This is a genomic window from Leptospira johnsonii, assembly GCF_003112675.1.
Classification (GTDB): domain Bacteria; phylum Spirochaetota; class Leptospiria; order Leptospirales; family Leptospiraceae; genus Leptospira_B; species Leptospira_B johnsonii.
The window spans coordinates 166,890-189,549 of record NZ_BFAY01000005.1; the positions used below are offsets into that span (position 1 = coordinate 166,890).

Consider the following 22,660-nt stretch of genomic DNA (forward strand, 5'->3'; position numbering starts at 1 on the left):
AGAAATTAAAGAAAAAGTGCTTTGGCCCCAGTCTAAGAAATAAGTCGAATCCATAATAGATCCGGTAGAAAAATGAAACTAGATAAGATCACATTAAAATTGAATGAAGCTCTTACGGGCGCGCAAAGCTCCTACGAGAAGAACCCTGAGATACAAGAGGAACATATCATCGCTCAGATCCTAGAACAAGGAGATGGGTTTGCTCCTCCTTTGTTTTCCAAGCTGGGTTTGAATCTGTCCGAGTTCCGACGTAAAACGGAAGAAGCGATCACAAGACTTCCCAGAGTAGAAGGTCATTCCGAAAAGGGATTTTCCAGGTCTTCTATCTCTCTTCTGCAATCTTCCGACAAGATACGTGTGGAATTGAAGGACGAATATCTTTCCACAGATCATGTACTCTTGGCATTTTTGAAGAACGGGACTTCTTCTCTTCGCCAAGAATTCATTCGTTTAGGACTCGATTATCCTAAATTGTTAAAAGCAGTATTAGAACTCAGAAAAGGACAACCCATCATGGATGATACTCCGGAAAACAAGGCCGACGCCTTAAAAAAATATGCAAAAAATCTAAATGAGCTGGCAAAACTAGGCAAGTTGGACCCGGTCATCGGAAGGGATGAGGAGATTAGAAGGACCATCCAAGTACTTTCCCGCAGGACCAAGAACAACCCGGTTTTGATCGGAGAACCGGGAGTAGGTAAGACGGCAATTGTAGAAGGACTTGCAGGTAAGATCATCCAAGGAGAAGTTCCGGAAGGAATTAAGACCAAAACAATCTATGCCTTAGATCTAGGTGCGATGATCGCGGGTGCAAAGTATCGAGGAGAATTTGAGGAAAGACTCAAAGCAACCCTTGACGAAGTAAAACATAGCGATGGGAATATCATCTTATTCATTGATGAGATCCATACACTCGTAGGAGCAGGTGCGCAAGAAGGAGCAATGGATGCTTCTAACATGCTTAAACCTATGCTTGCCAGAGGGGAACTTCGTTGTATAGGTGCGACGACCCTGAAGGAATACCAAAAGTATATCGAAAAGGACGCAGCCTTAGAAAGAAGGTTCCAGCCAGTTTACGTAAAAGAACCAAGTGTAGAAGAAACGGTCACCATTCTTAGAGGATTAAAAGACAGATACGAACTGCATCACGGAATTAAAATATTAGATTCTGCGATAGTCGCGGCCGCTAGTTTATCGAATCGTTATATAGCGGATCGTTTTCTACCTGACAAGGCTGTAGACTTGATCGACGAAGCAAGTTCTAAGATGAGGATAGAAATGGATTCTATGCCGGAAGAATTGGACAAGCTGAGTAAAAAGATCCAGTCCTTGAAGATCGAAAAAGAAGCCTTAAAAAGAGAAACAGACACTGCTTCCAAACAAAGAGTTGAGAACATTGCTAAAGAACTTTCCGAACAGGAAGAACTTTTTCGAAATCTAAAAGCTCGTTGGGATCTGGAAAAATCCAAAATTGCCAAAATTAAGGAAATCAAGGAAGAAACCGACAAATACAAGGTTTTAGAAGCAGAGGCAGAAAGAAGGGGTGAGATCAATAGAGTAGCAGAAATACGTTATGGAAAACTAATTGAGCTTTCCAAAGAAATGGAGAAGGCGAACGCGGAACTCAAAAAAATCTCAGGCTCGGGAAGACTTCTAAAAGAAGAAGTGGATGAGGAAGATATAGCAAACATTGTCTCTCGTTGGACTGGGATTCCTGTGTCTAAGATGCTCCAAGGTGAGAAGGCAAAACTGCTCAAAATGGAAGATACTCTTAAGATCAAGGTAATCGGTCAGGACCATGCTTTGGAATTATTATCCGAAGCGATCCGCAGATCCCGTGCAGGAATTGCGGACCCGAATCGTCCGATCGGCACATTCTTGTTCTTAGGACCTACAGGCGTGGGTAAAACTGAGACCGCCAAGGCATTGTCAGAATTCTTATTCGATGATGTGAATGCGATGCTTCGTATAGATATGAGCGAGTATATGGAAGCTCATTCCGTATCCAGATTGATCGGGGCTCCTCCAGGTTATATTGGACATGACGACGGCGGGCAATTGACCGAAGCGGTTAGACGCAGACCTTATTCAGTGATCTTATTCGACGAGGTGGAAAAGGCTCATCCTGAAGTATTCAATATCTTCTTACAGATCTTGGACGAGGGTAGGTTGACCGACTCCAAAGGAAGGAATGTGGACTTTAAGAACACTGTCATCATTCTAACTTCTAACCTAGGCTCGGACGTTTTGGGTTCTACAGAGTATTCGGAAGAAGAGAAAGAAAGAATGGTGGAGCAAAGGTTGAAAAAACATTTCAAACCTGAGTTCTTAAACCGTTTGGACGAAGTGATCCTATTCAAGTCTGTGGACGAGGCAATGATCGCAAAGATCGCAGAATTACAATTAGAGATCATGGCTAAGAAGGCATCTGAGAATGGACTAAAAGTTAGCTTCACTCCTGCATTGAAAAAACATATCGTGCAGGCAGGTTTTGATCCTGAATACGGAGCAAGACCTTTGAAGAGACTCGTTCAAAGAGAGATAGGAAACGCTCTCAGTAGCTTTATTCTGAAAGGTGAGTTTAAGGAAGGGCAGAGCATCGTCCTGGATTATTCCGGCGGTTCTGTGTTAGTAAAGTAACCGAGAAAATAAAAAACCCCGGGTTCAAAAAACCGGGGTTTTAATTACAGCACATAGTAAGGGAAAAAGAATGTGCAGTATTGCTTTACGGGAGTGTTACCTCCCGTCTTCGATTTAGAATTCTACTTTATGTAGAAATAATTCCTCTTTTTTCATTTTTAAAACTTTAGAAGCCATGCTCTTGAAATCTTCAGGCGGCTCTAATAGTCCTAACTCCACTTTGGAAAGGAAAGGAGTTGAGACCTTTAATTTTTTAGCCATATCATATTGTTTGATTCCCAATTCTCTGCGTTTTGCCCAGAGTTTATTGGTAAGTCCTTGGCTGAATTCAGGATAAACCTCTTCTACCGGACTTTCGTTGAACAGCTTATCTAATGTCGTTTTCAAATATTTAGCGCAAGCCTGTCTGAATTTTTCAGTAGGAGCTTGGCTTCCGGTTTCAATTTTGGAAAGGTAGCTAGGGGATACACCCAAAGCCCTTGCCATATCATATTGCTTGATTCCCCGTTTTTTACGGAGCATATAGATGTGGTTGTTCATTCTTTTCCCCTTTTTAACCGTTTTAAAACGACCTTACTTTGCCTCAAGAATAAATTTCCATTAGGCCAAAGAGGCCTTAAGTATAGAAATTTTTTCCAAAGTGGGCTAATACTAAAAGAGATAAGAATAAGAATCAAGCATTTGAAATCTTATTCTATAAAAAAAGCCCGTTAGACTTACAGTGAATTGTAGAACATGGTCAGTAGTCCGAAGTATAAAGGCCTATAACCTTTTCGGACTACTGATATAAGGGATATCTAAGCTTATCGTAAAATTATTGAGTATACGATCAGATCTTGCCTTCTTTCAATCTGCTGGAGTCCAGAATGAATTGGTAATCCGTTTTAAGCTTTTGGGTAAGCTCTCTAACGAAGTTTTGTTTTTTAGCTCTGATCAAATCTTCTTTGATTCTTTCTCTAACTTCTCCGTAAGGCATAGGGATCCTGTCTTGTGGATTGTTCGGATTTGATTTAGCATAAGAGAACATTTTGGCAGCCTCATACTGCTCTCTCATCTCCGCTTCAGATACGGTTACATCGCTAGGAAGTTCTCTTTTGAATACCAATGGTTGCACAATGTATAGTTTCATTACATTGAACATGTCTTGGAAATCCTTTGATTCCAAAGCTTCCTTCAATTCGGTAGAATGGTCAGCTATTTTATACCAAATGTACTGTTGTCTGAAAAATTGGAGCACATTCGCCTTATCGTCTAGTTTAGAAGAATCCAGCCCGCTTTGTTTTGCCAATTGTTCCAACTCGTTCAAAACATCTTTGAATTTAACGGTTTCGCCCGTTTTCGTATTGGTCAATAGAACGGAATCATGATTGAAGCTGTTCAGATTATCCTGAGTAATAGTCGCTTTTTCGAAACCTGCGTTCTTCACTAATTGTTCTTCTTGTTCGCTAACTGCACTAAACAAGAATCTTTTTTTCATGAAGTCTTCGTAACGAGGAGCGATATCGTCCACTTTCAGATCTAGATAATTACGTTTCACTTCCGCTTTGATCTGTTCTGAAATACCTGGTGTCTCATTATACTTTTTAGCGAGAACTTTCAGTTTGCCGAATTCTTTTGAGAAAAATTTTCCCACTCTGGAAGCGTAGATAGTTTCTACTCTTTCCACTCTTAAGATCAGGAATTTTTTCTTTCTAGGAGCTTTCGGGTCTGCCCCTGGAGGAAGTTGGTCATCGATCTCTTTTAAGATCCATTTTCCTTCGTTCTCTGCCGCTTCTTTGTAATAAGCGAGGTTAGGATCGTTTCCACAATTCAAACATTGCGGTTCCAATAATCCGCCCACTGCTTTGTAAGCGGGTTGGTCAGTATGATCTACTACGTATTGAATGATTTCTTTTTTAGAGGAAAGTTTTTGGATCCCTTCAAAAATACTTTGGGCTCTCTGTCTGGTAACCTCTTCGTCTTTGGGATCGAAAGAGAAAACCGCGATCACTCGTACGAAAGCGAATTTTAATTTACCGACTTGCTCCAACTTCTCCGCTAAATTCCTTTGCAGGAAGGAAGCAGCCATCTGAGGTTTGGAGTATTTTAGAAAAACCGCTAATTCATCTTCTGTTACAAGTTTTTTCTCTGTATTGTACAAAGAGATCAATTTGAAAAGACCTAAAGTTTCCAGAAGTTGTGATTGTTCTTCTTTGGTAGGATGATTCGGCTCTGGCTTACGTCCGCCTGTATTGAGTTGGTAGAAGTTCCTGAGTTCTTTTCTGGTAACTGTGCCCCCTTTGAAAGAGGCTAATACATCCGAGTCCGAATTACACTGAAAGAGTAATGCAGCCAGGAACGAGAGTACGATTATTTTTTTGTTCATGTTGTTTTATATAACCTGTTCTTTTCGGATCTCGAAAAGACTAGTATTTATGGATGGTCTTTCGGGCAGGTTGCTGCTTCTTACCTTGGATTTCAACGGATATTTCGCGAGTTAGGCGTTTTTCGTTGTCTTGGTAAAGTCCTTCGGCTGCCCTAGCGCCGGAAGGATTGCCGGAAGAATTCCAATCGGAAGGAGTTTCCTTCGTCTTCATAGAAAGCATCTCTTGTTTTTGAGAGGAGAGCTTATCCATCTCCGCTCCTATAGATACTTTTAAAGATTCGGAATAATCCCGATCTGCTGCAATTCTTTCCTTGATTTTGCCTAGTTCGGTCAGGTCCCGATCTATTTCTTCCGTTTTGCGTAAAAGATGAGCCACTTTAATTTTCATGGAGTAAGACCTGGAACTTTAAACTTCAGTTCCTGAATCTAGGCCCCAGGCTGCTTCTTGCAAGTAGGAAAAAAAGAGTCCGAAGGTGAGGACCATCAACTCTTCTCCCGGTTTGGATAGGCATATAAGAAGGAAGAAGGTGGAAAATAAGAGGCTGCTAAGATGATCCTTCGTTCCTTTCCAGATGACCCAGAGTATTCCTATAAATAACAGTACTGATTTGACTAGGGATGGTTCTAAGCCAGGGTAGGGGGACTCATATAAGATCCAAACTCCTGAAAGTAAAACGCAAAGTCCTAAAATAATAATACGAACTTGTTTCGGAATGGATAAAATTAGAAATAACGAAAGTGCAGGGATCAAAAATGGAGAAAGTTCCCTTCTAGAGAAGGAAAGAATACAGGAACCTGCCAATATTAGAACTCCTAAAGTTTCTCTAAACGCAGGAGAACGGCTTCCTAAAAAAGAAAATCCACCGGAAGAGATTATACCTGCAAGACTTAAAGAGATCAGATCCAGAATGAATTCAGCGGATGTGCCGTCCCAAAAGGAAAGTGCGCATACGGAGGCAGGAAAAAGTAAAAAACTTAGATTGGGTCTAAGGGTTTTGGAAGAATGGAACTGGGAAAATGCGATCGTAAGACAGAGCACCAAGGAACCGGAGAATGGAAATCCGTAGGTTTTGAAAAACAGATAAGCAGAGGTAAAGAATAGAAAAACCATTTGTATCTATTGTGAAATTCCGGTATCTTGACGAATCAAACCGTTATGATCCTAAACGAGATTATCATCTCAACGGAAAAGATAGACAGCGTTCAAGTTCTGAAATTGCAGGGTTCTATCAACTCCTTTACGGAGAAAAAATTCAAGGATGTGCTTTCCTTGGCGGTTCGCCAGGGACCGGTCATCATGGATATGGAAGACGTACATTTGGTTTCCTCCACCGGGGTTCAGGCTCTAAAGGAAGTGAGCCAATCCAGTTTTTCCAGTAAGAACAAACTCGTTCTTGTAAATATCTCCAAAGCAGTGATCAATGTTTTTAAAATGGCCGGTCTAAGTGGATTTTTCCTGATCGCAAACGATGAAGAGGCGGCCTTGAAGATAGCTTCCAAACGTTGATGTTCTCGGATCTAAGATTTAAATCTCGGAAATAAAAAATGAAATCTGAAAAAACTTCTTCTTTTAATTATTTTAGAAAGGCTTGGCATTTACTCGGACTGATCATTCCTGCCTTCTATTATTTCGATGTATTCCACGGACAATTTTCCTTAGTATATGCTACTCGGGCTATTCTTACAATCTTACTTGTTCTATGCCTTGGGCTTTTGGTACTACTCGAATGGGCAAGGTTCCACATCCCAGTCGTCCAGACAGTATTCGTAAAGTTAGCCGGTCCTTTATTAAAAGAAGAGGAGAAGTCCAGGATCAACGGAACCTTTCCTTATTTTCTTTCCATTACTCTCGTGGTCTTTTTCTTTCCTCCTGATATTGCGATCCTTTCTTTATTGTTCTTAGTCATCGGAGATCCGATGGCTGCTTGGGTAGGCACACATTTTGGAAAGAATAGATTTTCAAACGGGAAATCCAAGGAAGGCATTCTTGCATTTATTTTATCTTCTACAATCGTCGGGCTTTGGTTTATCTATGTGATCCAGTCAGGCTCCAGAGAATTTGGCATCTATCAATTTTCTTCCGGAGAATTTTGGCAAAATGTAATTTTAGTTTTGCCTGCAGTGGTCGCTGCTGCAGTAACTGAATTATACAGCGGAACCTACTGGAATGGGATCGTGGACGATAATCTTTTGATCCCGGTCGTGTCCGCAGTGGTCTTAGGAGTATTCGCTTATTTTACTTTGGATTTAAGTGTAGGGCAGATCTTCTTAAACCCGGCGCAAATTTTCGAGGCGTATTAGAAAAACTGAATTTTCTTTTTGCGGATAGACTAAGGAGTTTTTTCCGCAGGAAGAACATGATACACAAAATCGATCCTGGTTTTAGCGCTACCTTTGATCCCCTTTGCAGACCAGGTAAACTCTAAGTCCGTAGGAAAAATGGAAGTTTCGTAAGGATATTGGCCCAGGCGATTTTCCTTTTTCTGTTTTTCTTTCACCATAGCACCTAAATAATTGAAAGAACCAATCCAATCTTCTCCAATCTCGAAACCTTCCATCTTACCTTTTACACCTGCGAATTCGTACATCGCAAAGTAGGTTTCTTGGATCTGTTTTCTTTCTTCGGGACTCATTCTACGATTCATTCTGAGGACAAATCCTGGAGTCTCTCTAGCATGAAAATAAAGATAGTTACCTAATTCTTCCCAGGTATTCGGCTTCTTTGCATTCGGGATATCCACCGAATATTTTTTATTCAATGGAGAAGGTTCCCTGCATACTCCATCCCGAGTGAAATAGTCACAGAGTTCCACATTGCTTACAGAAAGAACGGAAGGTTCGCAGGCAGCAAAGATAAGTAAGGATAAATAAGTGAGTTTAACGTTTTTCCAAAGAGCTAACATAAGATTCTCGTAAATTAGTAAAAAAATATAGAACTTCAGGATGTTTAAAAAATTCCCAGGCTGGAGCTTGAGGGATCCATTTTTGTCCCTGGTACGTATAAATGATCTCGGCGAATACTCCATGGAACATATAGATCCTGTGTAGATCTTCTTCCAAAGAAGCTAAGACTAAATTATATGGAGTGAGATAACCCGGCAATATTCGAATGGACTCGTCCGATTTGCGCAAATTGGTCTGAAATTTAGTACATTCTTTTTGTAAGCTAGGAAGTTCTTCTCTGGAGATCCGACGCTTTAAAGAAAGAATTCGAGTGAATCTTCCAATAGGAGAATCCAAAAAATTCTCAAATTGGTGGGTCCATTTTGGTAAAGGTTTGGATTCGTATAAGGTTTGTGAAAATGAATCTTCCGCTTTTTCTTTCAAACGATAGTAAGCCTCTTCATTTTCGTAGGAAACCACTATAAAGAAGGAAGCCGGAAGCGGTTTTTTGGATTTGGAAGATATTTGTTTGGAATTCACTTGTTTAAGCGGCTTTCAGGCAGCAGATTATAATTTGGAATCGAAATAATCCAGCAGAATTTTAGTAAGCCATCGACCGTCCGGAAGGTCAGGATTGGAATCGGTCACAAATCCTACATGGCCTCCTTTTTTGGTAAGAATGGTTTTTAAGTTGGGAAGTTTATTCCAATCGATCGAATTCCATTCGAATAGTGGAACTACAGGATCATCTTCCGCATGGATGAGAATTCCAGGATGAGTGATGGATTGGATATAGCCGATACAGGAGTTCTTTTTATAATATTCGATCGCACTCGGATATCCGAAAGAGGGAGCGGTGATCATATCGTCGAAGTCGAAAAATGTTTTTATCTTCTTGGAATTTTCCAACTGCAAGGGAGTCAGATCCAAGATACCTTCTTTGATCTTCTTCTTAAAACTACTGATAAAATGATTTCTATAAAATCTTCCGGAAAGTGAATCTATGAAGTCGCAATTTTTAGCAAGGTCGAGAGGAGGGGAAACAGCTGAGAATCCGAGTGACTTATGATTTCTGGATTCTCCGAAAAATTTCAAGACCAGATTTGCAGAGAGAGAAAATCCGGAAACGAATATCTTTTTACTCAGATACTCATGGATATAATCCAGAACATCTTGCACATCTTCCGACTGACCCGCATAATACGATTTTCTGGAAAATCCTCTTCCTCTTCCACAGTTTCGCAAATTCATTCGGATGACACCGTAACCTCTTTCCAGAGCTGAAGTTGCGAGAGAAACTAGATAAGAACTTTCTGAATCACCTTCCATTCCATGGATCATAAGTATATAAGTCCCGTTGGAAGGAACGGAACTCTTACGATATGATGATACAGGAGGATTATGTTCTAACCAGAGTTTATCTCCCGATTCTCCGCTTACAGTGAGAAGAATGTCTTCGCAGTAATACGAAGTCCTAAGAGGATTTTCGGGAGGGAAAAGTGTGCTGTAGATAGTCTGAGCATGTTTGCCCGAGACGAATCTTTTAGGTCGAAAATGAGAGGCTTCCATAGATCAACGGATTTCGTTTTCTTTAAAAAACTCTTTCCACTCTTCCTCTTGTTCTCTTTTCAAAAGGGATCTTTTATCTAGGAATTTCCTGAATTTTTTGAGAAAGGTTTTTCCTTTATCTCTGATCTTTGCATCGTCTGGAAACATATCTTCCAGATAAAAATTCAAGAATTCATCCAATTCGAAAGCGCTAAGGTCGGAGATTAACAATTTCTCTGAAGAATTTCCCGGCTCCTCGAATAATAATTGAGAGAATTCCAGAAGAAGAGAAGGCATTTCTTTTTCTGAAGAAGGAGCTCCTTCCGGAATGGTTTCCAAAAAGGAGCGAACGGTGTCTTCTAAGGAAGGAACTCCCGACAATCGAATGACCTTAATTCGAAGGTTTAGGGAAATCTATTGTGGTTGCGAGTGAATCAACGATACCATATTTGATCGCTTCATCCGCATCCATATAATAATCTCTGTCTGTATCTTCTTCCAGTTTTTCAACAGGATGTCCGCAAGCTTCTGCAAGAATTTGATTCAATCTTGCTCTTGTTTTTAGGATTTCTTCTGCATGGATTTGCAGGTCTGTTGCGGGAGCTACGATCTGTCCTCCGATACTAGGCTGGTGAATCATCACTTTACCGTTAGGCCAAATGGTTCTTTTACCTTTTACACCAGCCGCCAAAAGAACGGATCCCATAGAAGCTGCCAGTCCCATACAAACAGTATGAACAGGAGAAGTGATCATCTTCATTGTGTCGTAAATGGTAAGTCCGGAAGTAACAACTCCTCCGGGGCTATTGATATAGAATGTAATTTCTTTTCCGGGATCAGCCATTTCAAGATAGAGTAGTTTGCCTACGATATCTTTTGCGGATTCATCGGTAACCGCACCCCATAAGAAAATTTTTCTATGGTCGATGAACTTTTTGGAAATTTTGCTACCGGCTAATTCTTCGATTACTTCGGTGATTTTTTCTGTCTCGGACATTATGGCTCCCTTAAGCAGCGGTTCGTTCTTCCAGTTTCTTCCTCCGTAATTTCCTGAAAACTCCAATAAATACGAAAGCTACAAAGGAAACGTAAAAAAAGCGAAGCAACTGGATTGGAGGGACCGGCATATCACGGTCCGCTCTTAAAGCAATTAGACGGGAGGCGAGGACCGGACGATTCTCCGCTTTTGGTTCAGGCTCCCTAAATTTGATAATTTGTGCGTTTTCGGATAGAAGATAATACTTTCTGGCTTCTTTCTCTAAGGCGACCCTATCGTCTCTTAGGAGTTTTTGCCTTTCTTCTAACTGTCTATTCTCATACTCCAGTCTTTCCACGTCCAATCTAAGGCTGGAAAGACTGGTTTCTAGGGTAGAACGTACGACTAAACCGGACTCTCCCAATACCGTGAAGTAAAACATCCCGGAAAGGAAGAGCAGAAGTAAAAACAGTTTGTTCGCCAAATTCATGCCCATATAAGTTTAGAGATTATAGAATGTATTTCTCCCTTTGTAAACCGCAGAAGAACCTAATTCTTCTTCGATCCTCAAAAGTTCGTTATATTTAGCTATCCTATCGGTCCTGGAAAGGGAACCAGTTTTGATCTGGCCCGCGTTCGTACCTACCGCGATATGCGAAATAGTTACGTCCTCAGTTTCTCCGGATCTATGGCTGATCACATTCGTATATTTGGCTTTTTTAGCCATATCGATGGACGCCAATGTTTCGGATAAACTTCCGATTTGGTTCACTTTGATCAGGATGGAATTGCCCACTTTTTGGGAAATTCCCTGAGAAAGTTTTTCTATATTGGTAACGAACAAGTCGTCTCCTACGAGTTGGATCTTCTTACCCAATTTCTCGCTTAGAAGTTTCCAACCTTCCCAGTCGTTTTCATCCAGACCGTCTTCAATAGTAATGATCGGATACTTTGAGACTAGATCTGAATAGTATTCCACTAATTCCGCGCTAGAGAACTCTTTATTTCCTTCTCCACCCAGAACGTATTTTTTCTTGGATTTGTCGAAAAACTCGGAGGAAGCCGCATCCAGACCCAATAATACGTCTTTTTCGGGCTTATAACCCGCTTTTTCGATGGCTTGGAGGATCACTTCTAATCCTTCTAGGTTGCTTGCGAGATCTGGCGCAAATCCTCCCTCATCTCCCACTGCAGTGTTCAACTTTTTGGATTTGAGAACAGACTTAAGGCTATGGAAAACTTCTGCCCCAACTCTTAAAGCTTCTCGGAAGCTATTTACTCCCACAGGTAAGATCATAAATTCTTGGAAGTCCACGTTATTGTCAGCATGGGCTCCACCGTTGATGATATTCATCATCGGGACAGGAAGTTCTTTTGCAAAATTTCCGCCGATGTATCTGTAGAGGGGGAGTCTAGTATGGGAAGCTGCCGCCTTAGCTACTGCCAGGGAAGTTCCAAGGATCGCATTTGCACCTAATTTAGATTTGTTTTTGGTTCCGTCCTTATCCAACATCAGGGAGTCTATCCTGTTTTGGTCTAAAGCGTCTTCACCGATTAGAATGTCTTTGATCTTAACGTTTACGTTCTCAACCGCTTTCAGGACACCTTTGCCTAAATAGCGGGACTTATCTCCGTCTCTTAATTCTACTGCTTCGTATTCTCCTGTGGAGGCTCCGGAGGGGACTGCAGCTCTACCGAAAGAGCCGTCTTCCAGTTTTACATCTACTTCTACCGTAGGATTTCCTCTGGAATCCATGATTTCGCGGGCGCGGATCGCCGAAATTTTGGAGGATTGGGACATGTGATTTCCTTATAATACCTATCTCTTATAGATTTTTCCTGAAATCCTTTTGGTCCGGGGAAATAAATCAAGCGGGAAAAGGAGGAAAAAAGATTGCCTGGACCGGCTATAAAGATAGAAATCCGTCGATGAAGACAACAGAAAAGCATTCTATATTCTTTCATATCTCCTTCGCCATACTATGTATCATAGTTTTATTACTTCCGATCCCAGCGACTAGCGGTTGGAGAATGTTTTTTCTGGTCTTAGTCTATAATATCTCTCTACCGATCGTTGCTCAGGTTTGGGAGCATGATCGTTGGATGGATATTTTCCTATTTGTTTTGCCTGTAAGCATTCTGCAAGTGATACCGGATTGGTTCTTATCCAAGGTGCTTGGGGTTTTGGTCTTTCCTCCGGACGGGTTTTATAAGTTAGGAACAGTTTCCGCATACATGGCGGGACTTTGGACGATTCCGCTTTTTATCATTGTGTATGTTTCCACTCGATTTGAGAAAAGATATCCGGAAGCAAATCCAATAAGCAAATACTTGTTAGCCGGTGGATCTGCATTAATTATCTTCTTCCTATCCGAAGAATTTATGAGACTGATCCCGGTATGGTATGCACAGAATGTTTCTTTGGTTGGACATACTGCAATCTATGTTCTGTTTCCTGAATTCGTCTTGGGGATATTTGCTACATTCGCATATTTTCATACAGAACATAAACCTTTTAGGACAAAATTACTTTGGGCAATCCCAACCATGTTCGTCTATTTGGGAGCTCTCTCCTTTAGTTATTTATTTGTAGAAGGTGTCTGGAAAGTCTAAGGAAGAATGAAGGTTCTAACCCAAATTTCGGAAATAAAGGACTTAGTCTCGGATCGAAATCCGGAAATTGTCCATCTTCCTCCTGAGTTTTCCGAAAACTCAGAAGTGGATACTGATTATTCTTATACCATCCAAAAAGAATTTCAGGTAGAGGGTAAGGCTACCTTCGAAAATAAAGAATCCATAGTTAAAGTAAGTCCTGTCCGGAACAGAAGATCTGGCTTTAGCTGGAACGGAACTAGATATGATCTGGACAGCCGAAAATGTATTAAAGGAAATCATAATATACAATTGGGAGAAGTAAAGGTTATCGAACATCCTCTGGCCTGGATGTTGGCCTTTGGAGTGTATGCCGATTTTACATTGAGCGAATCTAGTTTTCCCACATTCGATTATTGTGATCGGGTCTATATAGATCCTTCTAAGGGGAATTTAAGAATAATAGAGAGAAGAAAAAAGATCACTGTATCTTCTCCTTTTGCTCTAGTTTGGGAGAAGGGTTACTGTGTTTTAGAACCGGCGGAGACAGATTCGAAAGGTATTGTGATAGACCACCAAGTGGAATATCCGGGAACTACGGTCGGAAAGTCCAGGATCGTAACTGAACTTACTCCCGAAAATTTTTCTTATTTTGGAGACGCGAGAACCACTGCGTTCCGTAACAAAAAGGACGCGGAAAGTTTTTACCAGATCGGACTTTCAGGCGGATTAAAAGATTATCCCTTCACTTTGGAAAACGTATTACTTTTGGATGAAGATAAAATTTATAATATTCGAGACAAATTTAATGATCCAAGGTCGGATTATAATTACGAATTCATCTGTCATGAATTGATAGATATCATTTCATGGTTACGTTTCGTGGAAGAAAAATATGAAGGAAAATTTTTCGGAAAGATGACAACCTTCCTTTTTGATCATCATAAACAGATAGATATTGCCCAATTTTCTTGCGATCCCGAAGAATTGGAAAAATATGGTATCCGGATCGGAAATTAATTTCAGGCAAATGATTTCCAAAGGCCTAAAACTACTTGTAATAGAAACGGTTTCGTTTTAAAAAAATCAAAACGGTCAAAATTTTTTTTAAAGAGGTTTCCAATGCGGATCGGAATATTACCGCTCTTATTTATCCTAGTGATCGCCGTAAACTGCGTAGCGTTAAACACAACTGGATTAACGAATCGTTATAAAGGAAGCGAGGCAAAGGATAAAATAGAAGAGGCGGCAACTGTCGCGGCTCAATTGTATGCAATCGGGACCGGGGACTTTTCAGGCTCCACATATTTGAATAATATATATCTTCCACCAATTCTGGCAGGGATTAAACCCGGCGAATATTACGCTAAGGAAGATGTGAATGCCTGTGTGGACGAGATCAAATTGTTCGGGGCCTTGAAGCTTCAACCGTCCATTGCGGTTCTGTTCGGGCAATGCTCGAATTTACAGCCTGACAATAATGTCTACGGAAATGTAAACTAAGCTTTCTTTTCACCATCTCCTCGGCTTCCTCGGAAGCTGGGGAGAAATTTCCCTCAGTAAAAGGCTTTTCACGGGGTCCGTCCCGCTGGACTTTGTTTTTAGCAATGTCCGATCGCCAACAATTCATCCGCAATTTCTCAATTATAGCCCATATTGACCATGGTAAGTCCACTTTAGCGGACAGACTTTTGGAAATAGGCCGGATCACTGATGATCGGACAAAAAAAGACCAGATCCTGGACTCCATGGATATAGAAAGGGAAAGAGGGATCACGATCAAGGCGAACAACGCCACGTTCAATTATACCGCAGCCGACGGTAATACTTATACGATGAACCTGATCGATACTCCCGGCCACGTGGATTTTACCTACGAAGTTTCCAGATCCTTAAAAGCATGCGAAGGAGTTTTACTCATAGTAGATGCAAGCCAAGGAGTAGAGGCCCAAACTTTAGCAAACCTATATCTTGCTATGGAACAAGACCTAGCTATTATACCTGTCATGAATAAGGTGGATCTTCCCGCAGCAGATGTAGAGAAGACCAAACTTCAGATCGAGGACAGTTTAGGTTTGGACGCGGAGAATGCTGTGGCGATTTCCGCAAAAACAGGACTGAACGTCCAAGCAGTCTTAGAAGCAATTACAAAACAAATTCCTCCTCCTAAAGGAGATCCAAAAGGTCCGCTGAAAGCGCTTATCTACGATTCATACTTCGATCCCTACATGGGAGTTGTGATCAAGATCCGAGTATTCGACGGAACAGTGAAGAAAGGGGACCGTATCCTTTTGATGAGTAGCCAAAAGGATTTTACAGTCAACGAAGTCGGTATCAAGGGAATTACTTTGACTCCTACAGATTCTCTCACAGCTGGAGAAGTCGGATATATCATCGCAGGTATCAAAAAAGTTTCCGATGCAAGAACAGGAGATACAGTTACCTTATTCTCCAATCAAAGTGCTGAAGCGGTGCCAGGTTATAAAGATGCAAAACCTATGGTGTTTGCAGGACTTTTTCCGATCGCAGGAGAACAATTCGAAGAATTAGTAGATGCGATCGAAAAGATGAAACTGAACGATGCGGCTCTTGTCTATGAAAAAGAAAGTTCTGCTGCATTAGGGTTCGGATTCAGGGTAGGATACCTGGGACTCCTCCACATGGAGATCGTTCAGGAAAGATTAGAAAGAGAATTCAATCTTGACCTCATCACCACGGCTCCTTCCGTAAAATACACAATTAAGATGAAGAACGGAGAGGTTTTCGATATAGATAACCCTTCCAAATTCCCGGACCCTGTTTTTATAGATTCCACGGAAGAACCTTATGTGAAGGCATCTATCATCACTCCGAACGAGTATGTGGGAAATATCATGACCCTCGCGATCGACAAAAGAGGGGTTCAATTGGATACAGTGTATCTTTCTCAGGATAAGGTGCAGTTGACCTACGAGATTCCTCTCGCAGAGCTAATTTTCGAATTTTATGATAAACTAAAGTCTTTGACCAGAGGTTACGCTTCTTTGGATTATGAGCCTTGCGGTTATAAGGCCTCTAAACTGGTAAAAATGGATATCCTAGTGAACGGAGAATTTGTGGATGCACTCTCCATGATAGTTCACAGTTCCAAGGCCGAAGCCAGAGGTAGAGAGATCATTGAAAAACTGAAGGAAATCATCCCTAGACACCAGTTTATGATCCCGATCCAAGCTGCTGTCGGAGGTAAAATTCTTGCCAGAGAAAGTATCTCCGCTCTTAGAAAGAACGTAACTGCTAAATGTTACGGTGGGGATATTACTCGTAAGAAAAAACTTTTAGAGAAGCAGAAAGAAGGAAAGAAGAGGATGAAGCAGATCGGAAATGTGGAAATCCCTCAAGAAGCTTTCTTAGCGGTCCTAAAAACCGGGGACTAATTTTTATGGAGGATCCTAGGATTCTCCCATTCCAAACACCCATCCAATACTTCGGAAAGATGGGAAATTCTGATCTTTATATCAAAAGAGAAGATCGGATCTTCTTTTCACAAGGTACAAAGATCCGAAAACTCTGGGGAATTTATAATAGTTTAGTTGAGAAGGTCGGAGCAGAAAATATCCGAAAGATCGTTCTGCAAGGAAATTTGCATTCTAACGCGGTACTAGCTGGTTGCCTATTCTTTCAATGGGCTAAGATACCTACAAAAGTTTTCGGATATTCTAGAGATATAAATCTAAAAAGCCCTGCTTCTATTTTGGTTAGGCGATTCTCCGAATCTGAAATATTTGAAACCAGAGTAAATTGGCTTAAAAAAAGGGAAAGTATTGCTGGGAATTTAAAACCGGTAATGTTACTAAGCAGTCCTGAAATTTCCTTAGATGATTATGTTTTATTTGAATCTACTAAAGAGAAGGGAATTTTTTATCTTCCGGAATATCTTTTTTGTTCTGAATCTTTTTCCGGCTTGGATTTGCTTTGGAAGGAAACTACTTATTCAGAATTTGATTCTATTTTTTTAGATTTAGGCACTGGGCTTACCTGGTTATCCGCATTAAAACATTATTCTATTTTACCTCCCGTATATGGATTAAGTTTGGGTTTAAAATTACCGAAGTTGAGATCCTGGTTAGAAGAAAGGATCCAGAACTTATCTTTTTCACTTAAGCCTTCCTGGAAGAATATTTTCGATGCAAGGGAGATCGATCCGAAAAATTCCTATAAGTTTGGAGAAATGGACCGGTTCTGGGAAGAATTAAGTAAAAACTATTTTAAAAGATCGGGAATTTACTTTGAGCCTGTATATTCTGCGAAGTCTATCCGGATCTTGGAACTATTGATCCAAAAAGAAATTTTGAAAGGAAAGATCCTGTACATACACCAAGGAGGGATTCTCCAATCTTTTACGGGGATCTAAAACGTTCCTATTCTCTGATATTTTATTTTGGCTTTAAGACTTGTTCGAAAAAAGGCTTTATTAAATTTTTCACTCTATTAATTTTCCTGAAACTGCTTTGATTATGAAATACAAACTTTTTGCACTATCGATCTTTTGTTTCTACTTTATAACTTCCGGTTTGTTCTCTAATCCGTTAACGGAAGACAAATTTGCGGAAGAATTAAAATTTATCGATGTCTCTTTAAAGGAGGTGAATCGATTGAGCTTTGATCCCAAAAAATTTGACGAAAGATTGGGTTATATCAAGGCCTCTCAAAAAATATTAGCTTCTTTGGAACCGCCTAAGTTTTTGCTGCCCGAAGAACAAACTTACAAGATCTTAGATTCAATACCTAGTTCTTATATAAAATCGAATCAACCGGATGAAACACCTTTCGGAACTCAATGGGCAGATATCCCTTTTTCTAAGGAAGATTTTTCTAATATATTCAAGATGGTGCTGGAAAAGAATAAGCCAGAGAATTATCGAAATGTTACTCTGTTAGCAGTCAATGGTCTATTCGCTTCTTACGATCCGGATTCAAAGATTTTTTCAGATCAGATACAGCAGGTAGACTTTGGTATTGGCGTTAAATTACGTTCCGATTCCTTAGGAAGAATATTTATAGAAAAGATCGATGAAAATTCTCCTGGAGAAAAAGTAGGATTAACGATCGATGATCAAATTTTAAGCGTAAACGAGATCCGAGTAACTGGTAAAAACCCGGAATTTGTTGAAGGTCTTTTAGAAGGAAAAGAGAAAACAAAATTAAAACTCGGCTTTATAAGATCTGGGTTGAATTCAGAAAAAACAATTACTGTTAGTACGGAACCAGAGCCTGTTCTTTCGAAAAATTTACAAAGTAAGGTATTCGGAAAAAAATCCCAAATTGCATATATACGAATTTTATCTTTTAATAATGTATCGGAAGATAAAAGATCATTGGACGCACTTGTTACAGAAGAATTCAAAAAGATAATAGAGGAATCCAAGGTTAAGGGAAATAAAATCCAAGGTATTGTTCTTGATTTACGACAAAATCAGGGTGGGCTTCTGAATTTATGTATTTCGGTCGCGGATCTTTTTTTGAAATCCGGGATAGTAACGGATAAAAAGGAAAAAAACCGCAGCCCCGACACTGTTTATGCCAGCCCAAATCAGATTACCGATATTCCCTTATTTGTACTCATTAATTTTAGGACAGCTGTAGGTGCGGAATTGGTAGCGGGAGCTTTGCGCGCAAATTATCGAGCGGTGCTAATCGGAGAACCTAGTTATGGATCCGCAGCAATCCATAAGTTAAGTATACATCCAGCGAATACGATGAATGAGAAATATTTTTTAAAAATTTGGGCTGGGCAGTTCTCGTTGCCGACTGGAGAGTCGCTTGAGGGGCGTGGGATCAAACCGGATATCCTGGTTTCGGAAACAGAGAATGGGAAATTTCCTATCCGTAAGAGAAAAAAGGGAAATGTTTTAAATCCCGGAGCTGATCTGAGTCCTATCACATTTCAACCGTTAAACTCGTATTCGAAAGAAATGTTATTAAAAGCGGAGAATATTTCAAAATCCGTTTCCACAGGAAAAAATCATTCCGAGATCCTTTTGAACAAAATGATGGCTGCTGTTGAATATTTACTACTTGAGATGGAAACTAGGTGATCTTTCATTTGTTTTCAAAACAAAAAAGGCCTTCTTTCGAAGGCCTTTTCTCATCTGGAAGTCCCAAATTCTTAAGAAAGAATAAATTCTTTGTTCAGAACTCGGATAAAATCCCGTTTGATGTCTTTAGGACAAGCGGCTTCACACTCGTACTGGTTCGTACAGTTTCCGAAACCTTCTTTGTCCATAGCGTTTACCATGTTTTTCACGCGTTCTTTCTTCTCCACTTGTCCTTGAGGAAGTAGAGCAAGATGGGAAACTTTCGCAGAAACGAATAACATAGCAGAAGCATTTTTACAAGAAGCTACACAAGCACCACAACCGATACAGGTTGCCGCATCCATTGCAACGTCTGCATCCTTTTTCGGAATAGGAAGAGCGTTTGCATCAGGAGCTCCACCGGTATTGATACTAACGAATCCCCCAGCTTGGATGATCCTATCAAAACCGCTACGATCCACGACCAGATCTTTTAGTACCGGGAAAGCTTTTGCTCTCCACGGTTCGAGAAAGATCGTGTCTCCATCTTTGAAAGTTCTCATATGAAGTTGGCAGGTGGTAACGCCAGGAAGAGGGCCGTGTGCCTCTCCGTTGATCATAATATTACAAGAACCGCAAATACCTTCTCTACAATCGTGCTCGAACGCAATCGGATCATCTCCTTTTACGATCAGGTCCTCGTTAACTACGTCCAACATTTCTAAAAAAGACATATCGGGAGAGATTCCCTTTGCATCGTAATTTACGATCTTGCCTTTTTCTTTTGCGTTTTTTTGTCTCCAGACTTTTAGTTTGAGGTCCATTATTTGTAGCTCCTCGTAGCGAGTTTAATATTCTCGAATTCCAGTTTTTCTCTGTGCTCTGTAGGTTTTGCTCCCACACCTTTCCATTCCCAAGCGGTGGCATGACAGAATTTTTCGTCATCCCGTTTGGCCTCTCCATCGTCCATCTGGTGTTCTGTACGGAAATGTCCTCCACAAGATTCTTCTCTTGTAAGAGCGTCTAAGCAAAGAAGTTCTCCGAATTCCAAGAAGTCGGCAACTCTTCCCGCTTTTTCCAGGGACTGGTTCAGATCAGCGCCTGAGCCTGGAACATTTACATTTTTCCAGAATTCTTCTCTGATCTGAGGAATTTTTACCAGGGCTTCTTTTAAGCTCTTATCGTCCCTTGCCATTCCGCAATTATTCCACATGATCTTTCCAAGTTCTTTATGGAAAGAATCAACAGTTCTCTTACCTTTAATGGAGAGAAGTTTGTTGATCTGAGAATTTGCGTCTGTCTCTGCTTTTTTGAATTCTGCATGATCTGTAGAAGGAGTTTTTCCGAATCCAACCTCTGCCAGATAATTTCCTATCGTGTAAGGAAGAACGAAATATCCGTCTGCAAGTCCTTGCATGAGAGCAGAAGCTCCAAGCCTGTTCGCTCCGTGATCTGAGAAGTTTGCTTCACCAATCACGAATAAACCTGGAAGATTACTCATCAGGTTATAATCCACCCAGAGTCCGCCCATTGTATAGTGAACTGCAGGGTAAATCCTCATTGGAACTTTATAAGGATTTTCTCCAGTGATCTGTTCATACATCTGGAAGAGGTTACCGTATCTTTCCGCGATTGTATGTTCTCCCAAACGATTGATCGCAGAGGAGAAGTCCAGATACACACCTTGGCCGCCCGGTCCTACACCGAATCCTGCATCACAAACTTCTTTTGCAGAACGGGAAGCGATGTCTCGAGGACAGAGGTTTCCATAACTTGGGTATTTTCTTTCTAAGTAATAATCTCTTTCGCTCTCAGGGATATCCGCAGGGTTACGAGTATCTCCCTGTTTTTTAGGAACCCAGATGCGTCCGTCGTTCCTTAGAGACTCGGACATCAAAGTCAATTTGGACTGATGGTCTCCGGAAACTGGGATACAAGTAGGGTGGATCTGAGTGTAACAAGGGTTAGCGAAGAAGGCTCCCTTTTTGTATGCACGGAACGTCGCAGTAACGTTAGAACCTTTTGCGTTTGTAGAAAGGTAGAATACGTTACCATATCCACCGGAAGCGAGCACTACTGCGTCTGCGGAATGAACAGTTACTTGGCCTGTTACTAGGTCTCTGATCACAACACCTTTTGCATGACCGTCAACCACGACTACATCCAACATTTCGGTCCTTGGATACATTTTCACGTTTCCTAAACCGATCTGTCTGGAAAGTGCGGAGTATGCTCCTAATAGAAGCTGTTGTCCAGTTTGCCCTTTCGCATAGAATGTACGGGAAACTTGGGCACCACCAAAGGATCTATTATCCAAATGTCCGCCGTATTCTCTCGCGAATGGAACACCTTGAGCCACACATTGGTCGATGATATTTGTAGAAACTTGAGCTAAACGATATACGTTAGCTTCTCTTGCTCTGAAGTCTCCACCTTTGATTGTATCGTAGAATAAACGATAAACCGAGTCACCGTCGTTTTGGTAGTTCTTAGCTGCGTTGATACCACCCTGTGCCGCAATGGAGTGAGCTCTACGTGGACTGTCTTGGAAGCAGAATGTTTTAACATTGTATCCAAGCTCTGCCAAGGTCGCAGAAGCGGAACCTCCCGCGAGTCCAGTTCCGATCACGATAACAGTGTATTTTCTTTTATTAGCCGGGTTAACTAATTTGATATGGGATTTATAATCGTCCCATTTCTTTTCCAAGGGACCCGATGGGATTTTGGAATCTAAACTCATATTATTGCGCTCCTGGAACTTTCACAAAGTTGAGAAGAATAGCAACCGGCATAGAAGTATTGCCGATGAAGATGGTTAAAGCGTAGAGGATCGCAAATGCGTTCGTCTTCGGCGCCCAGAAAGGAGTGTTAAAACCCAAAGTTTGGAAAACACTCGTTACTCCGTGACGAAGATGGAATGCAAGCAAGGTCATCGCTACTATATAGGAAATAGAAACGTAAATGTTCTTAAATCCTAAGATCACCATTGAGTAAACATCGTGCCTTTGTTTGTCACCAATGGTTTCTTGGAGCGCGAAGTTCTCAGGCTGGATCTTACCGATGGTAAAATGAAGCAGATGGTATATTACGAAAGCTAATAATACGGAACCGGTTAAAGCCATATAGCGGGAAGACAAGGTGGCTTGGATCGTACTTTCTTTTACATAACCTACAGGTCTTGCCTTCTTGTTTTCAAGAGACAATTTCAGGGCGTAGTAAACGTGTAATACGAATGCTGCCAAAAGAATTCCGCGGGCCAGCCATAGTAGTCCGCCTAAATTGTGTAGGAACTCAGCGTAAGTGTTAATCTTATCCGGTTCTTGGAAGATCTGGAGGTTCCCCAGCATGTGTACAAACACAAAGCCGAAGAGAATGATTCCGGTAATCGCAACGATAGTCTTTCTACCGATGGACGACCTTAGATATCCAGCTTGAAAATCCATTCAAAATCTCCTGTGAGGATCATGGGAAGAAGTCATCGATTTGTTTGAGGAAGGGATTGAAAAAGCGAAAGATCGCAGTTAGAATCCCTCTACAAAGTAGGATAAAAAAACAGGTCCAGACGAAAAGCACTTTTAAACTAAAAGACAAAAAATGGACATT

23 protein-coding genes are annotated in these 22,660 nt (G+C 40.9%); 9 read left to right on the forward strand and 14 right to left on the reverse strand.

All coding sequences use genetic code 11. From position 1 onward, the window contains the following. The first annotated feature begins 72 nt into the window (after nt 1-72). The gene (gene clpB / locus LPTSP_RS01955) at nt 73-2,640 is read left to right on the forward strand and encodes an ATP-dependent chaperone ClpB (protein ID WP_108927173.1); all 2,568 of its coding nucleotides are present in this window, start codon (nt 73-75) and stop codon (nt 2,638-2,640) included. 114 nt (nt 2,641-2,754) lie between these two features. Here clpB and LPTSP_RS01960 read toward each other — a convergent pair whose 3' ends face one another. From LPTSP_RS01960 to LPTSP_RS01975, 4 genes are all read right to left on the reverse strand, one after another. Next, nucleotides 2,755-3,162 (reverse strand): helix-turn-helix domain-containing protein, encoded by a 408-nt coding sequence (locus LPTSP_RS01960; RefSeq protein ID WP_010515694.1) that lies wholly within the window; start codon nt 3,160-3,162, stop codon nt 2,755-2,757. A 307-nt stretch (nt 3,163-3,469) separates the two neighbouring features. Next, a complete protein-coding gene (locus LPTSP_RS01965; protein WP_108927174.1) occupies nt 3,470-5,005 on the reverse strand; it encodes an LIC12015 family putative lipoprotein in 1,536 nt (511 codons plus the stop codon). Nucleotides 5,006-5,045: 40 nt separating this feature from the next. Next, nucleotides 5,046-5,393 (reverse strand): hypothetical protein, encoded by a 348-nt coding sequence (locus LPTSP_RS01970; protein ID WP_108927175.1) that lies wholly within the window; start codon nt 5,391-5,393, stop codon nt 5,046-5,048. Between the two features lie 18 nt (nt 5,394-5,411). Next, nucleotides 5,412-6,116, reverse strand: coding sequence for a hypothetical protein (locus LPTSP_RS01975; RefSeq protein WP_108927176.1), 705 nt, complete (start codon nt 6,114-6,116; stop codon nt 5,412-5,414). 45 nt (nt 6,117-6,161) lie between these two features. Between LPTSP_RS01975 and LPTSP_RS01980 the strand changes: the two genes are divergently transcribed. Together LPTSP_RS01980 and LPTSP_RS01985 are read left to right on the forward strand one after the other, a co-directional pair. Beyond that, entirely contained in the window at nt 6,162-6,512 is a 351-nt protein-coding gene (locus LPTSP_RS01980) for an STAS domain-containing protein (protein WP_108927177.1), read from the forward strand. 38 nt (nt 6,513-6,550) lie between these two features. Next, entirely contained in the window at nt 6,551-7,306 is a 756-nt protein-coding gene (locus LPTSP_RS01985) for a diacylglycerol/polyprenol kinase family protein (protein ID WP_108927178.1), read from the forward strand. A gap of 29 nt (nt 7,307-7,335) precedes the next feature. Here LPTSP_RS01985 and lcpA read toward each other — a convergent pair whose 3' ends face one another. From lcpA to eno, 7 genes are read right to left on the reverse strand one after another with little or no spacing between them, the layout of a single operon-like run. Next, nucleotides 7,336-7,908: a complement regulator-acquiring protein LcpA gene (lcpA, locus tag LPTSP_RS01990; RefSeq protein WP_108927179.1), complete on the reverse strand. Its 573-nt coding sequence runs from the start codon at nt 7,906-7,908 to the stop codon at nt 7,336-7,338. Next, nucleotides 7,883-8,428 (reverse strand): DUF4416 family protein, encoded by a 546-nt coding sequence (locus LPTSP_RS01995; RefSeq protein WP_108927180.1) that lies wholly within the window; start codon nt 8,426-8,428, stop codon nt 7,883-7,885. Before LPTSP_RS01995 ends, lcpA begins: the two co-directional genes overlap by 26 nt. A gap of 27 nt (nt 8,429-8,455) precedes the next feature. Further along, nucleotides 8,456-9,457 (reverse strand): YheT family hydrolase, encoded by a 1,002-nt coding sequence (locus LPTSP_RS02000; protein WP_108927181.1) that lies wholly within the window; start codon nt 9,455-9,457, stop codon nt 8,456-8,458. A 3-nt stretch (nt 9,458-9,460) separates the two neighbouring features. Then, entirely contained in the window at nt 9,461-9,817 is a 357-nt protein-coding gene (locus LPTSP_RS02005) for a hypothetical protein (RefSeq protein ID WP_108927182.1), read from the reverse strand. A 10-nt stretch (nt 9,818-9,827) separates the two neighbouring features. Continuing rightward, the gene (locus tag LPTSP_RS02010; protein WP_108927183.1) at nt 9,828-10,433 is read right to left on the reverse strand and encodes a ClpP family protease; all 606 of its coding nucleotides are present in this window, start codon (nt 10,431-10,433) and stop codon (nt 9,828-9,830) included. A 10-nt stretch (nt 10,434-10,443) separates the two neighbouring features. Further along, nucleotides 10,444-10,908, reverse strand: coding sequence for a septum formation initiator family protein (locus LPTSP_RS02015; RefSeq protein ID WP_174704413.1), 465 nt, complete (start codon nt 10,906-10,908; stop codon nt 10,444-10,446). Between the two features lie 6 nt (nt 10,909-10,914). Further along, nucleotides 10,915-12,213, reverse strand: a complete 1,299-nt coding sequence (eno, locus tag LPTSP_RS02020; RefSeq protein WP_108927184.1) for a phosphopyruvate hydratase — start codon at nt 12,211-12,213, stop codon at nt 10,915-10,917. A 128-nt stretch (nt 12,214-12,341) separates the two neighbouring features. Here eno and LPTSP_RS02025 point away from each other — a divergent pair, with 128 nt between their 5' ends. From LPTSP_RS02025 to LPTSP_RS02050, 6 genes are all read left to right on the forward strand, one after another. After that, nucleotides 12,342-13,025, forward strand: coding sequence for a DUF6989 domain-containing protein (locus tag LPTSP_RS02025; protein ID WP_108927185.1), 684 nt, complete (start codon nt 12,342-12,344; stop codon nt 13,023-13,025). Between the two features lie 6 nt (nt 13,026-13,031). Next, the gene (locus tag LPTSP_RS02030; RefSeq protein WP_108927186.1) at nt 13,032-14,024 is read left to right on the forward strand and encodes a UDP-3-O-acyl-N-acetylglucosamine deacetylase; all 993 of its coding nucleotides are present in this window, start codon (nt 13,032-13,034) and stop codon (nt 14,022-14,024) included. Nucleotides 14,025-14,126: 102 nt separating this feature from the next. Then, nucleotides 14,127-14,507 carry a TIGR04452 family lipoprotein gene (locus tag LPTSP_RS02035; protein WP_108927187.1) on the forward strand — a complete coding sequence of 127 codons (381 nt, stop codon included), beginning with the start codon at nt 14,127-14,129 and terminating at the stop codon, nt 14,505-14,507. 104 nt (nt 14,508-14,611) lie between these two features. Next, complete coding sequence (gene lepA, locus LPTSP_RS02040; protein ID WP_108927188.1) at nt 14,612-16,417, forward strand: translation elongation factor 4; 1,806 nt, start codon at nt 14,612-14,614, stop codon at nt 16,415-16,417. A gap of 5 nt (nt 16,418-16,422) precedes the next feature. Continuing rightward, nucleotides 16,423-17,394, forward strand: a complete 972-nt coding sequence (locus LPTSP_RS02045) for a PALP domain-containing protein (RefSeq protein ID WP_108927189.1) — start codon at nt 16,423-16,425, stop codon at nt 17,392-17,394. A gap of 103 nt (nt 17,395-17,497) precedes the next feature. Beyond that, nucleotides 17,498-19,078 carry a S41 family peptidase gene (locus LPTSP_RS02050; protein ID WP_108927190.1) on the forward strand — a complete coding sequence of 527 codons (1,581 nt, stop codon included), beginning with the start codon at nt 17,498-17,500 and terminating at the stop codon, nt 19,076-19,078. Between the two features lie 71 nt (nt 19,079-19,149). On the opposite strand, the gene LPTSP_RS02055 is transcribed toward LPTSP_RS02050, so the two are convergent. From LPTSP_RS02055 to LPTSP_RS02065, 3 genes are read right to left on the reverse strand one after another with little or no spacing between them, the layout of a single operon-like run. Continuing rightward, nucleotides 19,150-19,881: a succinate dehydrogenase/fumarate reductase iron-sulfur subunit gene (locus LPTSP_RS02055; RefSeq protein ID WP_100766858.1), complete on the reverse strand. Its 732-nt coding sequence runs from the start codon at nt 19,879-19,881 to the stop codon at nt 19,150-19,152. After that, entirely contained in the window at nt 19,881-21,797 is a 1,917-nt protein-coding gene (locus LPTSP_RS02060; RefSeq protein ID WP_108927191.1) for a fumarate reductase/succinate dehydrogenase flavoprotein subunit, read from the reverse strand. Before LPTSP_RS02060 ends, LPTSP_RS02055 begins: the two co-directional genes overlap by 1 nt. A gap of 1 nt (nt 21,798) precedes the next feature. Beyond that, nucleotides 21,799-22,500, reverse strand: coding sequence for a succinate dehydrogenase cytochrome b subunit (locus tag LPTSP_RS02065; RefSeq protein WP_108927192.1), 702 nt, complete (start codon nt 22,498-22,500; stop codon nt 21,799-21,801). Nucleotides 22,501-22,660 lie beyond the last annotated feature (160 nt).